General features: G+C 31.2%; 13 protein-coding genes. 8 read left to right on the top strand and 5 right to left on the bottom strand.

All coding sequences use genetic code 11. The features are described from left to right. Positions 1-18 precede the first annotated feature (18 nt). Complete coding sequence (locus ACUXZJ_RS13775) at positions 19-1,086, bottom strand: branched-chain amino acid aminotransferase (RefSeq protein WP_060383852.1); 1,068 nt, start codon at positions 1,084-1,086, stop codon at positions 19-21. A gap of 452 nt (positions 1,087-1,538) precedes the next feature. On the opposite strand from ACUXZJ_RS13775, the gene mnmD reads away from it, so the two are divergent. From mnmD to ACUXZJ_RS13745, 6 genes are all read left to right on the top strand, one after another. Continuing rightward, entirely contained in the window at positions 1,539-2,204 is a 666-nt protein-coding gene (mnmD, locus tag ACUXZJ_RS13770; protein WP_063743009.1) for a tRNA (5-methylaminomethyl-2-thiouridine)(34)-methyltransferase MnmD, read from the top strand. A gap of 79 nt (positions 2,205-2,283) precedes the next feature. Then, positions 2,284-2,481: a hypothetical protein gene (locus ACUXZJ_RS13765; RefSeq protein WP_014164231.1), complete on the top strand. Its 198-nt coding sequence runs from the start codon at positions 2,284-2,286 to the stop codon at positions 2,479-2,481. Between the two features lie 487 nt (positions 2,482-2,968). After that, positions 2,969-3,850, top strand: coding sequence for an OmpA family protein (locus ACUXZJ_RS13760; protein ID WP_235604494.1), 882 nt, complete (start codon positions 2,969-2,971; stop codon positions 3,848-3,850). A gap of 78 nt (positions 3,851-3,928) precedes the next feature. After that, positions 3,929-5,107 carry an AIR synthase related protein gene (locus ACUXZJ_RS13755; RefSeq protein ID WP_063743007.1) on the top strand — a complete coding sequence of 393 codons (1,179 nt, stop codon included), beginning with the start codon at positions 3,929-3,931 and terminating at the stop codon, positions 5,105-5,107. An 82-nt stretch (positions 5,108-5,189) separates the two neighbouring features. Then, a complete protein-coding gene (locus tag ACUXZJ_RS13750) occupies positions 5,190-5,546 on the top strand; it encodes a hypothetical protein (RefSeq protein ID WP_063743006.1) in 357 nt (118 codons plus the stop codon). Further along, positions 5,546-5,989, top strand: coding sequence for a hypothetical protein (locus ACUXZJ_RS13745; RefSeq protein ID WP_081078405.1), 444 nt, complete (start codon positions 5,546-5,548; stop codon positions 5,987-5,989). Before ACUXZJ_RS13750 ends, ACUXZJ_RS13745 begins: the two co-directional genes overlap by 1 nt. An 873-nt stretch (positions 5,990-6,862) precedes the next feature. On the opposite strand, the gene ACUXZJ_RS13740 is transcribed toward ACUXZJ_RS13745, so the two are convergent. The 4 genes from ACUXZJ_RS13740 to ACUXZJ_RS13725 are packed head-to-tail and all read right to left on the bottom strand — an operon-like array spanning position 6,863 to position 12,961. Further along, positions 6,863-8,434, bottom strand: a complete 1,572-nt coding sequence (locus tag ACUXZJ_RS13740) for a protein adenylyltransferase SelO (RefSeq protein ID WP_063743004.1) — start codon at positions 8,432-8,434, stop codon at positions 6,863-6,865. A 48-nt stretch (positions 8,435-8,482) separates the two neighbouring features. Further along, on the bottom strand, positions 8,483-8,989 hold the full coding sequence (locus tag ACUXZJ_RS13735; RefSeq protein WP_060382530.1) for a DUF421 domain-containing protein: 507 nt from the start codon (positions 8,987-8,989) through the stop codon (positions 8,483-8,485). Further along, positions 8,989-10,359, bottom strand: coding sequence for a 30S ribosomal protein S6--L-glutamate ligase (gene rimK / locus ACUXZJ_RS13730; RefSeq protein ID WP_060382529.1), 1,371 nt, complete (start codon positions 10,357-10,359; stop codon positions 8,989-8,991). Before rimK ends, ACUXZJ_RS13735 begins: the two co-directional genes overlap by 1 nt. Positions 10,360-10,414: 55 nt before the next feature. After that, on the bottom strand, positions 10,415-12,961 hold the full coding sequence (locus tag ACUXZJ_RS13725; RefSeq protein ID WP_063743003.1) for an ATP-dependent Clp protease ATP-binding subunit: 2,547 nt from the start codon (positions 12,959-12,961) through the stop codon (positions 10,415-10,417). 261 nt (positions 12,962-13,222) lie between these two features. On the opposite strand from ACUXZJ_RS13725, the gene gyrA reads away from it, so the two are divergent. Further along, the gene (gene gyrA, locus ACUXZJ_RS13720; RefSeq protein WP_060382527.1) at positions 13,223-15,781 is read left to right on the top strand and encodes a DNA gyrase subunit A; all 2,559 of its coding nucleotides are present in this window, start codon (positions 13,223-13,225) and stop codon (positions 15,779-15,781) included. 16 nt (positions 15,782-15,797) lie between these two features. Further along, positions 15,798-17,075 (top strand): tetratricopeptide repeat protein, encoded by a 1,278-nt coding sequence (locus ACUXZJ_RS13715; protein ID WP_063743001.1) that lies wholly within the window; start codon positions 15,798-15,800, stop codon positions 17,073-17,075. Positions 17,076-17,476 lie beyond the last annotated feature (401 nt).

Here is a 17,476-nt window from a genome sequence, read left to right as displayed (position 1 = left end):
AAGACTCGCGTAAGGCTATTATAGTCTAACAGTCCAGTTAAAAGGATCATGAGTTACTTTATGTTGAATAAAAGTTAGAGATTCTTTTAATTGTTTAGCATAAGAATTGTCAATATTAGGGAGTTCATAATATTCGTCTTTATATTGAAAACCTTTTATAGGGCTAACAACTGCAGCAGTACCTGCACCAAATATTTCAAGTAGACTACCCTCTTTTGAAGCTTGAATTAATTCAGAAACAAGTATTGGACGTACGAGTACTTGTATTCCTTTACTTTCAGCTAAAGTAATCAAGGTTTTACGAGTTATTCCATCTAAAATACGATCGCTAGTAGGGGCTGTAAGTAAAGTATCGTTAATTCTAAAAAAAACATTCATTGTACCACATTCTTCTAGTTGTGTATGTGTAGCATCGTCAGTCCAGATTATTTGCTGAAATCCAGCTTCGTTTGCTAGTTTAGTAGGATAAAATTGTCCAGAGTAGTTTCCTGCGGCTTTTGCAGCACCTATTCCGCCATTAGCAGCTCTACTATAATAATCAGCAATTATTACTTTTACATCGCCTGAATAATAAGCTTTAGCTGGTGATAAAATAACACAAAAACGATACTGTGAAGAAGGTTGTGCTATTACCCCGCTGCCTATAGCTATCATAAAAGGACGAATATAAAGAGTATTACCTATTCCTTTCTCAATCCAAGCCTCATCTATTTTTAGTAATTCTTTTAAAGCATCTATAAAAATAGATTCAGGAACCTCAGGCATACACATACGTACAGCTGATTTATTCATACGAATATGGTTTTCTTGAGGACGGAATAACCAAACTGAATTATCTTCGGCTTTATATGCCTTCATTCCTTCAAAAATCGCTTGACCATAGTGAAAAACTTTCGCTGAAGGATCTAACGTAAAGGGCTCGTAAGGTTTGATAATGGGTTTTTCCCAAGCACCATTTCTATAATCACAAACAAGCATGTGATCTGTAAATACGCTGCCAAAAGCTAAATTATCAAAATCAATTTGATTGATCTTGGAAGAAGTACTTCTAATTATTTCAATGTCACTTATAGTTTGTAAGCTCATCACCTTTTTTTTTGCTAAGTTAAAAAAATAATATGTTTTGTTGTGAAATATGTATTTTTTTTCATTCAAAAGAGTTTATTTTTTTATTTTATTAAAAAATAATGCTTTTTGTTGGTGTTTTTTTTATAAATTAAGAAGAATAGAATTAAATATATTCACTCAAAAGCTTTTTTGTGAATAAATTTAAATTCATAAAATAAATTTTTAAACAGACAATCTAATTAGTATAGGATTATATAAAATTTATAGTTTCATCAATCAGTAAAAATATTCGTAAAAAAAATAATAACAAAAGAAGATATATAAATATAATAGAAAAAATCAAGAGGATAGACTTCTTTAAAAAATGAAACGAACTTTATAGATTTGTAAAAAAATACAAATCATCAAACGTATTAAAATCTAGAAAAGACCTTTGACATAAAATAAATAAAAATTATATAAAAATAAAATTGGAGAGAAAAATTATAACAACTTTAGATGGATCTACCACGATTCAATTAGTAGATTGGAATGAATGTTACCATTCAAAAATGGGAGCCATTCAAGAGGCTTATCATGTTTTTATAAAAAATGGTTTGAATTTTTTTGAAAACCAATCTATTTCAATTTTGGAGATAGGCTTAGGAACAGGATTGAATGCTTTTATAACATTTTTAGAATCAGAACAAAAAAAGCAATACATAAAATATGAAGGAGTAGAGGCTTATCCCATAAGTATAGAAGAAGTACAACGGATGAATTATTGTACTACATTAAATAAAGAATCAAGAATGGATATTTTTGAAAAAATACACATTTCTGAATGGGAGCAAGATATTCTGTTGAGTGAAAACTTTTTATTTAAAAAAAGAAAACAGTTTTTTCAAGAAATACAAGATTTAAATCGTTTCGATTTGATCTATTTTGATGCTTTTGGTTATCAAGTACAGCCCGATTTATGGACTGAAGAAATATTTTGTAAAATGTATAACGCATTAAAAGACAATGGAGTGTTAGTAACGTATGCAGCACGAGGTGTTATTAAACGGAATATGGAATATGTTGGTTTTGAGGTAGTTAAAGTTGAGGGGCCTCCTGGGAAAAGAGAAATGATGATAGGATTTAAAAAAAATTAAAAAAAAATTATAGTTATTTTAAGACTTCTTTAACCTCAAAATAGTTAAATTTGGTAAACTAAAATTAAACTAGAATAGCATGCCAAAGAGAAATATTGATTTTGTTAAATCAATCTTAGAGAGAGTAAGTTTTGATGCCAAATTATTTGCAAAAGAATTACAAAAAGCACTTAAAATTCTTTTGCCCTATGAAGTGGAAGAGTTATCATCTTGGTTTTATCAGTATACACATGAAAAACCAGAATTAAGAAAATGTAAAATCTATTTAGAAGATTAGATACTTAAAAAAAGCTGCCCTTTTACGGAGGTCACTGAAAAAATCTTTTTAGAATTAATTGTTAAAGGAAAGGAGTAGAAAACTTAGTTTTTCTACTCCATTTTTTGTATATTCAGCTGTAATTGCAAGTTTTTTTTAGATGTTAGTACAGCAACAAACGATACAATTCAGTGAGCATTCTTCTTTATACGATTTAATTATTCCAATTGCCAAATGACCCTACTTAAGGCAAAAAACACTGACTCATATAACCTAAAATAAAAAACAGTTACAAAATAAAAACGCTTATAAAATATCTTTAAAATCCTTTTATAAGCGTTTTTTATATCTCTAGAAAACCAAATTGATCAAAATAAACGAGGTTTTTCAGTGCCCTCGATATTGTCAGGCTCTTTTTTTTATTTTTATAAACTAACATTATATGAAGAGATTTTTTGTATATTACATACTTTATCTTTAATACTTATCATATAAAAAAATCTTTTAAATGAATAAAATATTATTTGTTTCCATAATGCTTTTTTTAAGCTTAAAGAGTTTTACACAAGAACAATTTTCTGTTCATTTCAAAAGTGGACAACACGAATTGACTCCATCTGAAAAATTAGAAGTAGAAAAATGGATTCAAGAAAATAAAAAAAGTAAAATTTTAAGCATAAGTGGTTACACAGATGAAGATGGAACTAATCAATATAATGATAGTTTAGCCAAAAAAAGAACAGAAACTGTTTTTAATTTAATAAAAGGAAAGGTGGCAATTCGAACAGATTTTAAAAAAATTAATTTTGGAGAATTACACCAACAATCAAAAATAAAAGCAGAAAATAGAAAAGTCATACTCTTTTTTTTAAAAGAAAAAGATTTAGAAAAAGAAAAAGAAATCATAGCTCTAAAAACACCTGCTAATAATACGGATAAGGTAATTGTTTTTCCTAGTAGTATACTGTTAAATAATCCAGATGGAAGTGAAACAGAAATAAAATTGGACGTACAATTTATGAAAAAATTGAGCGAGTCAAAAGTAGGAGATAAATTAAAAATAGAAAATTTGAATTTTGTTTTAAATACCTATGCTATAACACAAGAATCCAGAGGGAAACTTTATGAATTATGGTTAGTTATGCAACAAAATCCAAATTTGAAAATTCAGATTCAAGGGCATATATGTTGCGTAACAAAAGATAGACAAGATTTATCAACTCAACGGGCAAAAGCAGTATATAAATTTTTAGAATTTAAAAATATAGAAAAAACAAGAATGTCTTATAAAGGATTTGGTAGCAGCCAACCATTATATAATTTGCCTGAAAAAAACGAAGAAGAAAGAGCCGCTAATAGAAGAGTAGAAATAGAAGTAGTTGATAATTAGTTTAAAAAAAAAGATAGGATTCCATGCTAAGAATTAACTTCTTTTTATCTTTGCGCTACAACAACATAACTTAATATAATGACTTCTGATACTTCAAAGCGTTACGCAATGCGTGGTGTTTCTGCATCTAAAGAAGATGTACATAACGCTATAAAAAATATTGATAAAGGTTTATTTCCTAAAGCTTTTTGTAAAATTGTTCCCGATTATCTAACGTCAGATGATGAGTACTGCTTGGTTATGCACGCTGATGGCGCAGGTACAAAATCCTCACTAGCTTATATGTATTGGAAAGAAACAGGCGATTCATCTGTATGGAAAGGTATTGCACAAGATGCACTAATTATGAATATAGATGATCTGTTATGTGTAGGTGCAGTAAATAATATAATGTTATCTTCTACTATTGGACGTAATAAAAACTTAATTCCAGGAGAGGTTATTTCTGCTATTATTAATGGTACAGAAGAACTTATAGAAGAATTAAAAACTTTTGGAGTTACGATTCACACCACGGGTGGTGAAACGGCTGATGTAGGAGATTTAGTTCGTACCATTATTGTAGATTCTACCGTTACGGCCCGAATGAAGCGTTCAGAGGTTATAGATAATGCCCGCATTAAAGAAGGAGATCTAATTGTTGGTTTAGCTTCTTACGGACAAGCCAGTTATGAAACAATGTATAACGGAGGAATGGGAAGTAATGGTTTAACTTCCGCTAGACACGATGTATTTATTAATGAATTAGCAAGTAAATATCCTGAAAGTTATGACGCTTCAGTTCCACCGGAATTAGTTTATTCAGGACGTATTCAACTTACAGATACTGTTGAAGGATCCCCTATAGATGCAGGAAAATTAGTATTGTCGCCCACACGTACTTATGCACCTATAATCAAACAAATTTTAGAAAAATATACTTCAAATCAAATCCATGGAATGATACATTGTAGTGGAGGAGCTCAAACAAAAATTTTACACTTTGTAGACAACCTTCACGTTATTAAAGACAATTTATTTGAGGTACCTCCTTTATTTAAACTAATTCAAGAACAATCTAAGACTGATTGGAAAGAAATGTATCAAGTTTTTAATTGTGGTCATCGTATGGAATTGTACGTTCCTGCCGAAATAGCAAACAATGTCATAACAATAGCCCAATCATTTAATGTTGATGCAAAAATTATAGGGCGAGTGGAAGCTTCTGAAACTAAAAAATTAACCATTAAGTCTGAATTTGGTAGTTTTGAATACTAATTTAGGTAAAACAAATCAAGCCTAGATTAAAAGTAATTACAATGTATAAAAAATAAAAGCGAATCTAAAAATTCAATACCCAATGTACGAATTACTATTTTGGAAATATAAAGATGAATTCTACCTTAATAATCATGAAGTATATGAAAGATTGTTAGAAAAAGAAATGATTAAAGAGCTAGAAGAACTCCCTGTTACAATTATTATGAGTCGTATTTCCAATGTGTTTTTTAAATGGGAAAAAATAGACGAGATGAGTTTTAAAAATACAATGGGAGTAGGTGCTTTTCATATACAAATAACTAATCAAAGTGTATTAATTAATTGTTACGGAACTAAAGGAACCGATATGGATAAACTATGCCAAATAATGGATGAATTTAAATGTCCCTTATATGATCCACAAATACCGATACGATATGATGAATTTGCTGAATAATGATGAAAATTAACCCAAAAATAGGAATTGATCAATTGGTTTTCGGGATGAAACCCAATGATGTTATAAAATTATACGGTCAACCCAATAAACAATTTGAAGATGAAGAACAAAACTTAATCTATTTGTATAATGATCAAAAATGGCGTTTGACGTTTTATGAAGATGAAGAATTTCGTTTAGGATATATTATTTCCTCTAATCCAGATTTAATACTATTTGAAAAAACTATCTTAGCACAACCTATTAACGAAATTCAGGAATTACTGAATACTAGAAAATTGAAACCCTTAGAAATAGAATCCTTCGATTCAGTAGATAACTATTTTAATGAATCAAATTGGATGATTTTTCAAGTAGAGTATGGTTCTGTAATCCGTTTTGAATTAGGAGCCGTATTTAACGATCATTCAGATGAATTTGAATGGAAATTTAGAGGATAATAAAAAAATACTTTATTAATGAGGCTGTTCGAAAAAAAACTATCCATAATCTAATCTTTAGGTTTTATAATAATAATAAATAGATGTATAAAAGTCAAAACTTAGCGTTTAGTTTGTTACTTTAACGATAAGAGAAATCACCTATAAAGTTTACGGTATTACCTGTTTATTCGTTCTTGCCCCCTTTTATTACAATTTTTTAGATCCCCCTTATTCTCATTCAAATAATACATTATAAGGTTTTTTATATTTAAAAAAAATATACCATTTAAACTTAAAAAATACGGGATTAAAAAATAAAGTTCTCGATACGTTTTAACTCGAACAGACGGTTGAATATAATTGAAATCATCGTTAGTTCGAGCGCGAAGCGCATCGAGAACCAATATTAATTTTTGTTGTTTTTGTAGGATAGTGTCTAAATCAAACATTATGTGATTTCTCCCTTTGGTCGAAATGACAAGATTGCGAACTTTTTGGACATTTTTAGGGTTAAAAAAATAGTATTATGAGGAAATTTCAAAGTTTTAAATAATATAAATCGACATGCAGTTTGCCATTCCTACGGAGGAGGAGTCTCATAATCAATATTATGTGATTTCTCCCTTTGGGCGAAATGACAATATTGCGAACTTTTTGGACATTTTTAGGGTTAAAAAAATAGTATTATGAGGAAATTTCAAAGTTTAAAATAATATAAATCGACTTTGAATCTGCATATACCTCCAAAAGTATTTGTTATAATTTAAAAGGAATGATATACTTCAAAAATGATACAATAACTACATTTTTAAAATAGTGTAATCAATTGATAGGTTCTTTTTTACTCCAGAAAGAGAAGCCAGACTATTGACAATTAAATGTTTCATTGGTTTAAGAACTACAAGAGAGTTGTGAACATCCTATTTTTTCTTTTGCCCAATCAGGTCTTTTAGCAAACCATTTTTCATATTCAGGCTGTTCTTCATAAGGCTTTTGAATTACTTGATAGAGTTCTTCCAATAATGTATAATCTTCCATTTCAGCTTTTTCTATAGCAAGTTGAGCCATATAATTCCTAAGAATATATTTTGGATTTACTAAATTCATTTTTTCTTTTCTTTCTTCATCAGAAAGAGGTTCTAGGTTAATTCTATTTAAATAATTTTGTAACCATATTGACCATGAATGTTCAAATTCAGGATTGTTATTTGATGTCTCATAAAAAGAAGATTGTATCGTTTCAAATGCGCTTTTCATAGTTTTTTCTTTAGAAACATTTCCAAGCAATCGGAAGAAAATAGTATAATCTGTTTCTTTTAATTCTAAGGAATTTATAAGTTGATAGATTAGTTCACGATCAGTGCTATGAGTTTGAGTAAGACCTAATTTTTTTTGCATCATATCTATATAGTCATTTTCGTACTCATTTTCATATTCGTGTAGTATTTTTTCTAATTCCTCGGTTTGATTAATTAAAGGATATAGAGCATTGGCGAGTTGGTATAAATTCCAAAGAGATATTTGAGGTTGATTGCCAAAAGCATATCTATGCTGATGAGCATCGGTAGTATTGGGAGTCCAATTAGGATTAAAATTATCTAACCAGCCATAAGGACCATAATCAATAGTAATGCCATGAATAGACATATTGTCTGTATTCATAACACCATGAACAAAACCTACTTGTTGCCAGTCTATTATTAATTTTCGCGTTAGTTGAGCAACCATTTGAAAAAAAGCAATATAGGCTTCTTTTCCTGTAGTTTTAATTTCAGGGAAATAGTGTTTAATTGTAAAATCAGTTAATAATTGTAAGTTTTTTAAATCATTTCTAGCAGCAAATAACTCAAAATTACCAAATCGAATGAATGAAGGAGCAACGCGGCAGACTATAGCACCTTTTTCATAAGCAGGGTTTCCATTGTATAAAATATCTCGTAATACATCATTTCCTGTTGTTATAATACTTAAGGATCGGGTAGTAGGAATACCCAAAGAGTTCATGGCTTCAGCACATAAATATTCTCTAATTGAAGAACGAAGTACAGCTAAACCATCAGCATTTCTTGAATAAGGTGTTTTTCCAGCACCTTTTAATTGGAAGGTGTATTTTTTGTTCTTATTTTCAATTTCAAATAAATTAATGGCACGACCGTCTCCTAGTTGTCCTGCCCAAACACCAAACTGATGGCCTCCATAACACATTGAAAAAGGATTTGTTTCAGGATAAATTTTTTTTCCTGAGAAAAAAGAAAGAAAATCTTCTGATTTTACATCATTTACGGAAAGTCCTAATTCGTTTGCGAAATTAATATTTGCATGAATTAAATGAGGGTTTTTAGGAGGGGTAGGAGTAACAAACGAAAAAGCTGATTCGAATACTTTACGAACTGTATTTTCATTAATTGAGTCAGCGGGTAACTCCTTTGTAAATTTATTTTTAATTGAAAAAGATAAAGACATAGTTTTAATAAATAAAAAAAATAGAACTTTGGATATTTAGCATCTGAATCAAAAAAATGATTTGTGTATATGTTTGCGTCTATGTTTGGTTTGTACTAAATTATTTTCTCCAGAAATCACACTAATAGTTCCATTGGTTTCAAACATAGCAAGTTTAACACTATCAAAATGTTCAATTCCATGTTCTCGTATGGCTTGTTCTAGTTCTTCTAAAGTTATTCCTAGACGAGTTAAAGTTTTATAATCAGTAATTCCGTCATGTATTAATATTTCTGGTTTACTTGTTATTAAATTTTTAATAACATTTGATTTTATCATAGCTTTTTTAAACACCATGTTGATTATAAAAAGAGCTAAAGCTGCTGTTAAACCTCCTAATAGAGAAGTATCACTTCCTACCATTGCATTTTGTACAGAATTACTAATGAGTAAAATGAGAATAACATCAGCAGTATTAAGTTGTGATAGCTCTTTTTTGCCAAATAGTTGAAGCGCAATTATCATAAAGAAATAAACGCATGAACTACGAATAATAATGTCTAGAAAAGGATTCATTATTTTATTTTAAAACTTTTTTCAATAGCTTTTATCATTTCACCAGCAATATCTTTATGTGTAGCTCCTTCTATACCTTCTAATCCAGGAGAAGAATTTACTTCTAATAGAAGAGGTCCTTTACTAGAGCGAATGATGTCTACTCCAGCTACTTTTAAATCCATTGCTTTTGCAGCTTTGATTGCAATTCTTTTTTCGGCAGCAGTTACTTTTATAACAGATGCACTTCCTCCCATGTGTATATTTGCTCTGAACTCACCAGGAGCGGCTTCTCTTTGCATAGCGGCTACCACTTTGCCATCTACAACGAAAAGACGTAGATCTTTACCGTTAGCTTCTTTGATGAATTCTTGTACTAAAATATTTGCATTAAGACTTTTAAAAGCATTGATTACGGATTCAGCTGCTTTTTTTGTTTCTGCTAATACAACTCCTTTTCCTTGAGTTCCTTCTAATAATTTGATTATTAGTGGTGATCCTCCAACCATTTTAATTAAATCATTTGTGTCAAGAGGAGAATTGGCAAACCCTGTAGTAGGAATGTCAATGCCACTTTGTAATAATAATTGAAGTGAAAATAACTTATCTCGAGATTGAGTAATAGCGGCTGCAGAGTTAAGGGTAAAAACCCTCATGGCTTCAAACTGCCGAATCAGGGTACAACCGTAGTATGTAATACTTGGTCGGATACGAGGAATAACAGCATCAAAATTATCTAATACGCGTCCGCCTCGATAATGAATTTCAGGAGTTGTGGCATCTAACTTAATATAACATTCTTTGATGTTAAGAAACTCCATTTCATGACCGCGCATTTCACCAGCTTCCATTATCCGACGATTACTGTATAGGTTAGGATTACTAGCTAATACAGCAATTCTTAGTTTAGCACTGGATTCTTTATTAACGTGGTAATTAGATTTAATTTCGTCAAAGGAAGGTTGACCTAAAATATATTTTTCTTGAGGATCTACCATCATTTTTCCCACCATGGCTTCACGACCTAAAAGCATACGGAATCCCATGGAGTCTCTATTGGCTAAGGTTACTTCTATGGGAAATGTTTCATTGCCAATACTTAAATTCGTTTTTATGACATAACGCTGTTCCCTATAGCCACTAGAACTTTTTACAATCCTTTTATCAATTAATTTAGCTTCACAATGTCTAGTTATTTTAACATTGCTTTGAAGAGGATTTACATCAAATTTGACCCAATTTTCTCCATTTTTGGAAAACGGAGTAATATTTGTGGCATGTATAGCAGATGTTTTAGCACCTGAATCCACTCTTGCTTTTATATAAGGAATTTCTAACTCAGGGAAGGAACACCATTCTTCACTCCCTATAATCTCTTTTTTAGATGACATATTTTTAAACAAACAAAATAAGATAACAATAATTATTTTCGAATAAAAAAGCCTACTAGTCTGTAGGCTTTTGAGATTTTTTTACTTGAATTTTTAATTCTTGTGAACTAGTATCTAAATCCATCTCAATTATATCTCCTTCATGAATTTTAGAAGTGATAATTTCTTCTGCAAGTACATCTTCTACATATTTTTGGATGGCTCTTTTTAACGGACGAGCACCAAATTGTTTATCAAAACCTTTTTCTGCAATGAAAGCTTTGGCTTCTTCCGTTAGTTGTAGTTCGTATCCTAATTCTTTAATACGAGCATATAATTTTTGTAATTCAATATTGATGATTTTATCAATATCTTCTTTTTCAAGGGCGTTAAATACAATTACGTCGTCAATTCTGTTTAAGAACTCAGGAGCAAAAGTTTTTTTCAATGCGCTTTCAATAACTCCTTTTGCATGGTCATCTGCTTGTGCTTGTTTAGCAGCAGTACCAAAACCTACACCTTGACCAAAGTCTTTTAACTGTCGAGCCCCTACATTAGAAGTCATAATGATAATAGTATTTCTAAAGTCAATTTTTCGACCCAAACTATCTGTTAAATAACCGTCGTCAAGCACTTGTAACATCATATTGAAAACATCGGGATGTGCTTTTTCAATTTCGTCTAAAAGAACTACACAATAAGGTTTGCGTCTTACTTTTTCGGTTAATTGCCCTCCTTCTTCATAACCAACATATCCTGGAGGAGCTCCAACTAAACGTGATATAGCAAATTTTTCCATGTATTCACTCATGTCAACTCTAACTAGAGCTTCTTCTGAATCAAATAATTCTTTAGCTAATACTTTTGCTAATTGGGTTTTACCAACACCTGTTGAGCCTAAGAAAATAAATGAGCCTATTGGTTTATTAGGGTCTTTTAATCCCGCTCGATTTCGTTGAATAGCACGTGCAATTTTTTGAACTGCATCTTTTTGACCTATCACTTTTTTGTCTAGAATTTCAGGTAAATGAGCTAACTTGTTACTTTCAGTTTGCGCAATACGATTTACAGGAATACCTGTCATCATAGATACTACATCGGCAACATTGTCTTCTGTAACGCTTATTCTGTTGTTTTTAGAATCCTCTTCCCATTGTTCTTGAGCTATTGCTAATTCTTTTTCAATGCGTTTTTCATCATCACGTAGTTTAGCTGCTTCTTCATATTTTTGACGTTTTACAACGGTATTTTTTAATTCACGTACTTCGTCTAATTGACGTTCTAAATCTAGGATTTGTTTAGGTACATCAATATTTGTTATGTGTACGCGAGAACCCGCTTCATCTAGTGCGTCAATAGCTTTATCAGGAAGAAAACGATCGCTCATATAACGTTCCGTTAGTTTCACACAAGCTTCAATAGCTTCTGGTGTAAAACTCACATTATGATGATCTTCGTATTTCCCTTTTATGTTATTTAGTATTGTGATAGTCTCTTCAATGGAAGTTGGATCTACAATAACCTTTTGAAAACGACGTTCTAGCGCGCCATCTTTTTCTATATACTGACGGTATTCGTCTAATGTAGTAGCCCCAATACATTGTATTTCACCTCTTGCTAGAGCGGGTTTGAACATATTAGAAGCGTCAAGAGAGCCTGTAGCTCCACCTGCTCCCACAATGGTATGAATTTCATCAATGAATAGAATGATGTCATCATTTTTTTCTAACTCATTCATAACGGCTTTCATACGTTCTTCAAACTGACCACGATATTTAGTACCAGCTACTAATGAAGCAAGGTCTAATGTTACAACTCTTTTGTTGTATAAAATTCTAGAAACTTTCTTTTGTACAATTCTTAGAGCTAAGCCTTCCGCAATAGCTGACTTTCCAACGCCAGGTTCGCCTATTAATAGCGGGTTGTTTTTCTTTCTTCGGCTTAAAATTTGCGAAACACGTTCTATTTCTTTTTCACGTCCTACAACAGGATCTAGTTTACCTTCTTCTGCCATTTCGGTTAAATCGCGTCCAAAATTATCTAAGACAGGAGTTTTAGATTTTTTGTTTGATTTATTGGCAGGATTAGAAGGGGGGCCTTGACTAAAACTGTCATCTTGTCTTGAATCATCACCATAAGACGACTCGTTTTTAGGAAAATTGTCTTGAAAATCTTCTTCGTTTGGCATCATAGTTAAATATTGTTCTTTAGCTGTATCGTAATCAATTTTGAGTTTATGTAATAATTTTGTGGTAGGATCATTTTCATTACGTAGTATACATAAAAGTAAATGAGCCGTACTGATTGTTGTACTTTGAAAAACTTTGGCTTCTAAGAAAGTAGTTTTTAAAGCTCTTTCAGCTTGTCTTGTTAGATGTAAATTTTTTTTATCATTACTTAAAGAAAGATTGGGATTTGCAGGACTTAATATCTCAACTTTTCTACGCAAATGCTCTAAATCAATCGAAAGATTGTTTAAGATATGAATGGCAGAACCATTGCCATCTCTTAAAATTCCAAGCATAAAGTGTTCAGTACCAATAAAATCATGACCTAAACGCAGTGCTTCCTCTTTACTGAAAGTAATTACTTCTCTAACTCTTGGTGAAAAATTGTCATCCATATCTTACAGTTATTAGTAATTGTAAATTTAATAATTTATAAACGGAATTACAAAAAACATTCCATTTCAATTATACTGTCAGGCTAAAAGACAAAAAAAAAATGAGACAAACAAAGGTTATTGTGTGTATTTATTAACCAATACAGGTTGTTTGTTTGTTAATAAAAAAATGAAATAACAAGAGTAAGAGTGTGTTCAAAATCAGATAAATCCGTATATTAGCGCGTTTGTAAAAAATTTGATAAATTAACGTAAATACTTATGTCTGAGGGAGAAAAGTTAATTCCAATTAACATTGAAGACGAAATGAAATCAGCTTATATCGATTATTCGATGTCAGTTATTGTATCAAGAGCGTTACCAGATGTTAGAGATGGTTTAAAGCCTGTACACCGTCGTGTGTTATTTGGAATGCATGAATTAGGAGTTTTTTCTAATAGACCACACAAAAAGTCAGCGAGAATTGTAGGGGAAGTGTTAGGTAAGTATCACCCACATGGGGATTCTTCTGTATATGATGCCATGGTTCGTATGGCACAGGATTGGAGCTTACGCTATTTAATGGTAGATGGTCAAGGAAACTTTGGATCAATAGATGGAGATAGTCCTGCGGCTATGCGTTATACAGAGGCAAGAATGAAAAAGTTCTCTGAAGAAATGTTAGCTGATATTGATAAAGAAACAGTTGATTTTCAATTAAACTTTGACGATACTTTAGAAGAACCTAAAGTAATGCCTACAAAAGTACCCAATTTGCTTGTAAATGGAGCATCTGGTATTGCTGTTGGTATGGCTACTAATATGGCTCCTCATAATTTATCTGAAGTAATAGAAGGAACTTTAGCTTATATAAATAACAATGATATTGAAGTAGATGAATTAGCTACCTATATAAAAGCACCTGATTTTCCAACAGGAGGCGTTATTTATGGTATGGATGGGGTGCGTGAAGCATTTAAGACAGGACGTGGTCGTGTGGTAATTCGTGCTAAAGTGGGTTTTGAAGAAGTAGATGGACGTGAAGCAATTGTAGTAACGGAAATTCCTTATCAGGTGAATAAAGCAGAAATGATTAAAAAAACTGCTGACTTGGTAAATGATAAAAAAATTGAAGGAATATCAACCATACGTGATGAGTCTGATAGAAACGGTATGCGCATCGTTTATATATTAAAAAGAGATGCTGTACCCAATGTAGTATTAAATACACTCTATAAATATACACAATTGCAATCATCGTTTAGTGTTAATAATATTGCATTAGTAAACGGAAGACCTCAATTGTTAAATCTGAAAGACTTAATACATTACTTTGTAGAGCACCGTCATGACGTGGTTACACGTCGTGCACAATTTGACTTACGAAAAGCAGAAGAAAGAGCACATATTTTAGAAGGTTTAATCATAGCATCGGATAATATTGACGAGGTTATTGCACTTATTCGTTCTTCTAAAGATGGAGAAGAAGCACGTGGAAAATTAATAGAACGATTCAATCTTTCTGAAATTCAAGCTCGTGCCATTGTAGAAATGCGTTTAAGACAATTAACAGGTCTTGAACAAGACAAACTACGTGCAGAATACGAAGAAATTATGAAATTAATAGCGGAGTTAAAAGCATTATTAGCTAGTAAAGAACTTCGTATGAATTTAATAAAAGAAGAATTACTAGAAGTTAAAGAAAAATACGGTGACACGCGTCGTTCTACAATTGAATACTCAGGAGGAGATATGAGTATTGAAGACTTAATTGCTGATGAACAAGTTGTTATTACCATATCACATGCAGGCTACATAAAACGTACTCCGTTATCAGAATATAAAACTCAAAATAGAGGAGGAGTAGGACAAAAATCAGCGGGGACACGCGATCAGGATTTCTTAGAACACATGTACGTAGCAACCAATCACCAATACATGTTATTCTTTACCCAAAAAGGAAAATGTTTCTGGATGAGAGTATACGAAATCCCTGAAGGAAGCAAAGTTGCTAAAGGACGTGCTATTCAAAACTTGATAAACATTGAGCAAGATGATAAAGTAAAAGCCTTTATTTGTACAAAAGATTTAAAAGATCAAGAATACATCAATGGTCACTATGTAATCATGGTAACAAAAGAAGGACAAGTTAAAAAAACTTCTTTAGAACAATATTCACGTCCACGTACTAATGGGGTAGCGGCTATTACTATAAAAGAAGGTGATGAGTTGTTAGAAGCAAAATTGACAACAGGAAACAGTCAAGTCTTAATTGCTGTTAAGTCCGGAAAACTAGTTCGTTTTGAAGAAGAAAAAACCAGACCAATGGGAAGAACAGCATCAGGAGTAAGAGGAGTAACCCTTGCTGATGAAAAAGATGAAGTAATAGGGATGGTGTCTATTGATCGAGATCATGTAAATGATTCTCAAATATTGGTAGTTACAGAAAACGGTTATGGAAAACGAACTAAATTAGTAGATGATGATGGAGAAGATGTGTACAGAATTACAAACCGTGGAGGAAAAGGAGTTAAAACCTTAAATATTACAGAAAAAACAGGCTCACTTATTGCTATTAATAACGTTACAGATGATGATGATTTAATGATTATCAATAAATCAGGTTTAACTATTCGGATGAGAGTTTCAGATTTACGTGTTATGGGACGCGCAACACAGGGAGTTCGTTTGATTAATATCAAAGGAAAAGATTCTATTGCGGCAGTTTGTAAAGTAATGAGAGAAGAAGATGAAGAGGAAATTAATTCAGAAGAAAATGAATTGAATAATCATTTAACAACTGATTCTGAAGAAGGAACAGAATTAGAAAATCAAGAATAATATAAATAAAAATAAAATGAAAATAAAGAATTTAGCACTAGTAACGGCTTTGTTTTTGTCAGTTACTACAAATGCTCAAAAAGAAGATATCAAAGTAGCTGAAAAAGCATTACGATCAGGAAATCCTACTGAAGCTAAAACAGCATTAGATAAAATAGAGTATATGATTGTAAATTTAGACAATCCAACAAAAGCACAGTATTATTTTTTATTAGGAAATACAAATCTAGAATTAGCTAAGAAAAATATTGAAGAAGGAAAAAATCTAGCAGCAGCAGCTAAAGCCTATAATGAACTAAAATCAACTGAAGCTAGCTCTGGAAAAAATAAATATACAGGACAAGCAGAAACCTCTTTAATTGAAGTTAAACGTTTATTGACCAATAATGCTATTGCAGACTCAAATGCAAAACGTTATAAAGAAAGTGCTCAAAAATTATACGAAGTGTACGGTTTAGATAAAAAAGACACAACAATGTTATATTATGCAGCAGGCACAGCTATAAACGGTGAAGATTATGATACAGCCCTTTCTTATTATAAAATCTTAAAAGACCTGAAATATTCAGGTAAATCAACTAATTATTTAGCTAAAAACAAATCAAACGGACAAGAAGAAACTTTTGCTTCGATGAAAGATAGAGATTTTTCTGTAAAAGTAGGAACTCATGAAGCTCCAAGAACAGAAAATATCTCATCAAAAAGAGGTGAAATAATTAAAAATATTGCACTAATTCTAAATCAAAAAGGAGATTTGTCAGCTGCTAAAAGAGCCGTAGAAGAAGCAATACAAGCTAATCCTGGAGATACGGGATTGTATACTGCTGGTATGGAAGTAGCATTAAAAGCAAATGATTATGCAACGTATAAAAAATATGCACAAGAAGCTCTAGCACAAGATCCTAATAATGCCGATTTGTTTTATAACTTAGGTGTTATTTCGGGACAAGCAAATGATAAACAAGCAAAAATAGACGCAGAAGGATATTATCTAAAAGCAATTCAGATAGATCCAAAATACAAAAATGCGTATTTGAATTTAGGCGTTTTGAAATTAGATGGAGAAAAAGAAATTGTAGATCAAATGAATAAATTAGGAACTTCCGCAGCTGACATGAAAAAGTATGAAGCTTTAAAAGTAAAAAGAGAAAATTTATACAAATCAGCAATTCCTCATCTAGAAAAAGCGTACGAGTTATTTGAAAGTGATAAAGACATTAAAAATACATTATTAAATATGTATAATGCACTTGATATGACAGATAAATACAAAGCATTAAAAGCTAAAAATTAAATTAAAAATAAATGAATGATGTAAAAAGAGGATGTTTGAAAAGTGAAAATCAATGTTCAGCCTGTCTGCTTCAGCAATAAGAAAACTCGTATTATCAGCGTTACGTGATACTTCGACTGGAATTTTTCTTTGGTAGACAAGATCGAAGCCTCTTTTTACTGTTTTATGTTACTTGAGCTTTTATATTCTTTTTAAGTTTAAACTAATTTTAATTTTTTACTAGCAAATTTTTCATGTTATGTTGTTTTTATTACATAATTTTTGAAAAAGTGATTTGTTAACTCTGAATTTATTATCAAATAATTTTTTTGAAGAGAGTAAGATATTTTGTAACTAAAACTGTAATTCATAAAAAGAGGCTGTTCCAAAAAAATTGGCAGCCTCTTTTTATTATTAAAGAT

The sequence above is a fragment of the Flavobacterium sp. TN-1 genome, from assembly GCF_052828645.1.
This window is presented reverse-complemented; position numbering and strand designations above follow the sequence as displayed.

Excerpts from the sequence above, each read along its gene's own strand:
- ACUXZJ_RS13775 (WP_060383852.1), bottom strand. The coding sequence starts at position 1,086 with ATGAGCTTACAAACTATAAGTGACATTGAAATAATTAGAAGTACTTCT.
- ACUXZJ_RS13765 (WP_014164231.1), top strand. The coding sequence starts at position 2,284 with ATGCCAAAGAGAAATATTGATTTTGTTAAATCAATCTTAGAGAGAGTA.
- ACUXZJ_RS13760 (WP_235604494.1), top strand. The coding sequence starts at position 2,969 with ATGAATAAAATATTATTTGTTTCCATAATGCTTTTTTTAAGCTTAAAG.
- ACUXZJ_RS13755 (WP_063743007.1), top strand. The coding sequence starts at position 3,929 with ATGACTTCTGATACTTCAAAGCGTTACGCAATGCGTGGTGTTTCTGCA.
- ACUXZJ_RS13750 (WP_063743006.1), top strand. The coding sequence starts at position 5,190 with ATGTACGAATTACTATTTTGGAAATATAAAGATGAATTCTACCTTAAT.
- ACUXZJ_RS13745 (WP_081078405.1), top strand. The coding sequence starts at position 5,546 with ATGATGAAAATTAACCCAAAAATAGGAATTGATCAATTGGTTTTCGGG.
- ACUXZJ_RS13740 (WP_063743004.1), bottom strand. The coding sequence starts at position 8,434 with ATGTCTTTATCTTTTTCAATTAAAAATAAATTTACAAAGGAGTTACCC.
- ACUXZJ_RS13735 (WP_060382530.1), bottom strand. The coding sequence starts at position 8,989 with ATGAATCCTTTTCTAGACATTATTATTCGTAGTTCATGCGTTTATTTC.
- rimK (WP_060382529.1), bottom strand. The coding sequence starts at position 10,359 with ATGTCATCTAAAAAAGAGATTATAGGGAGTGAAGAATGGTGTTCCTTC.
- ACUXZJ_RS13725 (WP_063743003.1), bottom strand. The coding sequence starts at position 12,961 with ATGGATGACAATTTTTCACCAAGAGTTAGAGAAGTAATTACTTTCAGT.
- gyrA (WP_060382527.1), top strand. The coding sequence starts at position 13,223 with ATGTCTGAGGGAGAAAAGTTAATTCCAATTAACATTGAAGACGAAATG.
- ACUXZJ_RS13715 (WP_063743001.1), top strand. The coding sequence starts at position 15,798 with ATGAAAATAAAGAATTTAGCACTAGTAACGGCTTTGTTTTTGTCAGTT.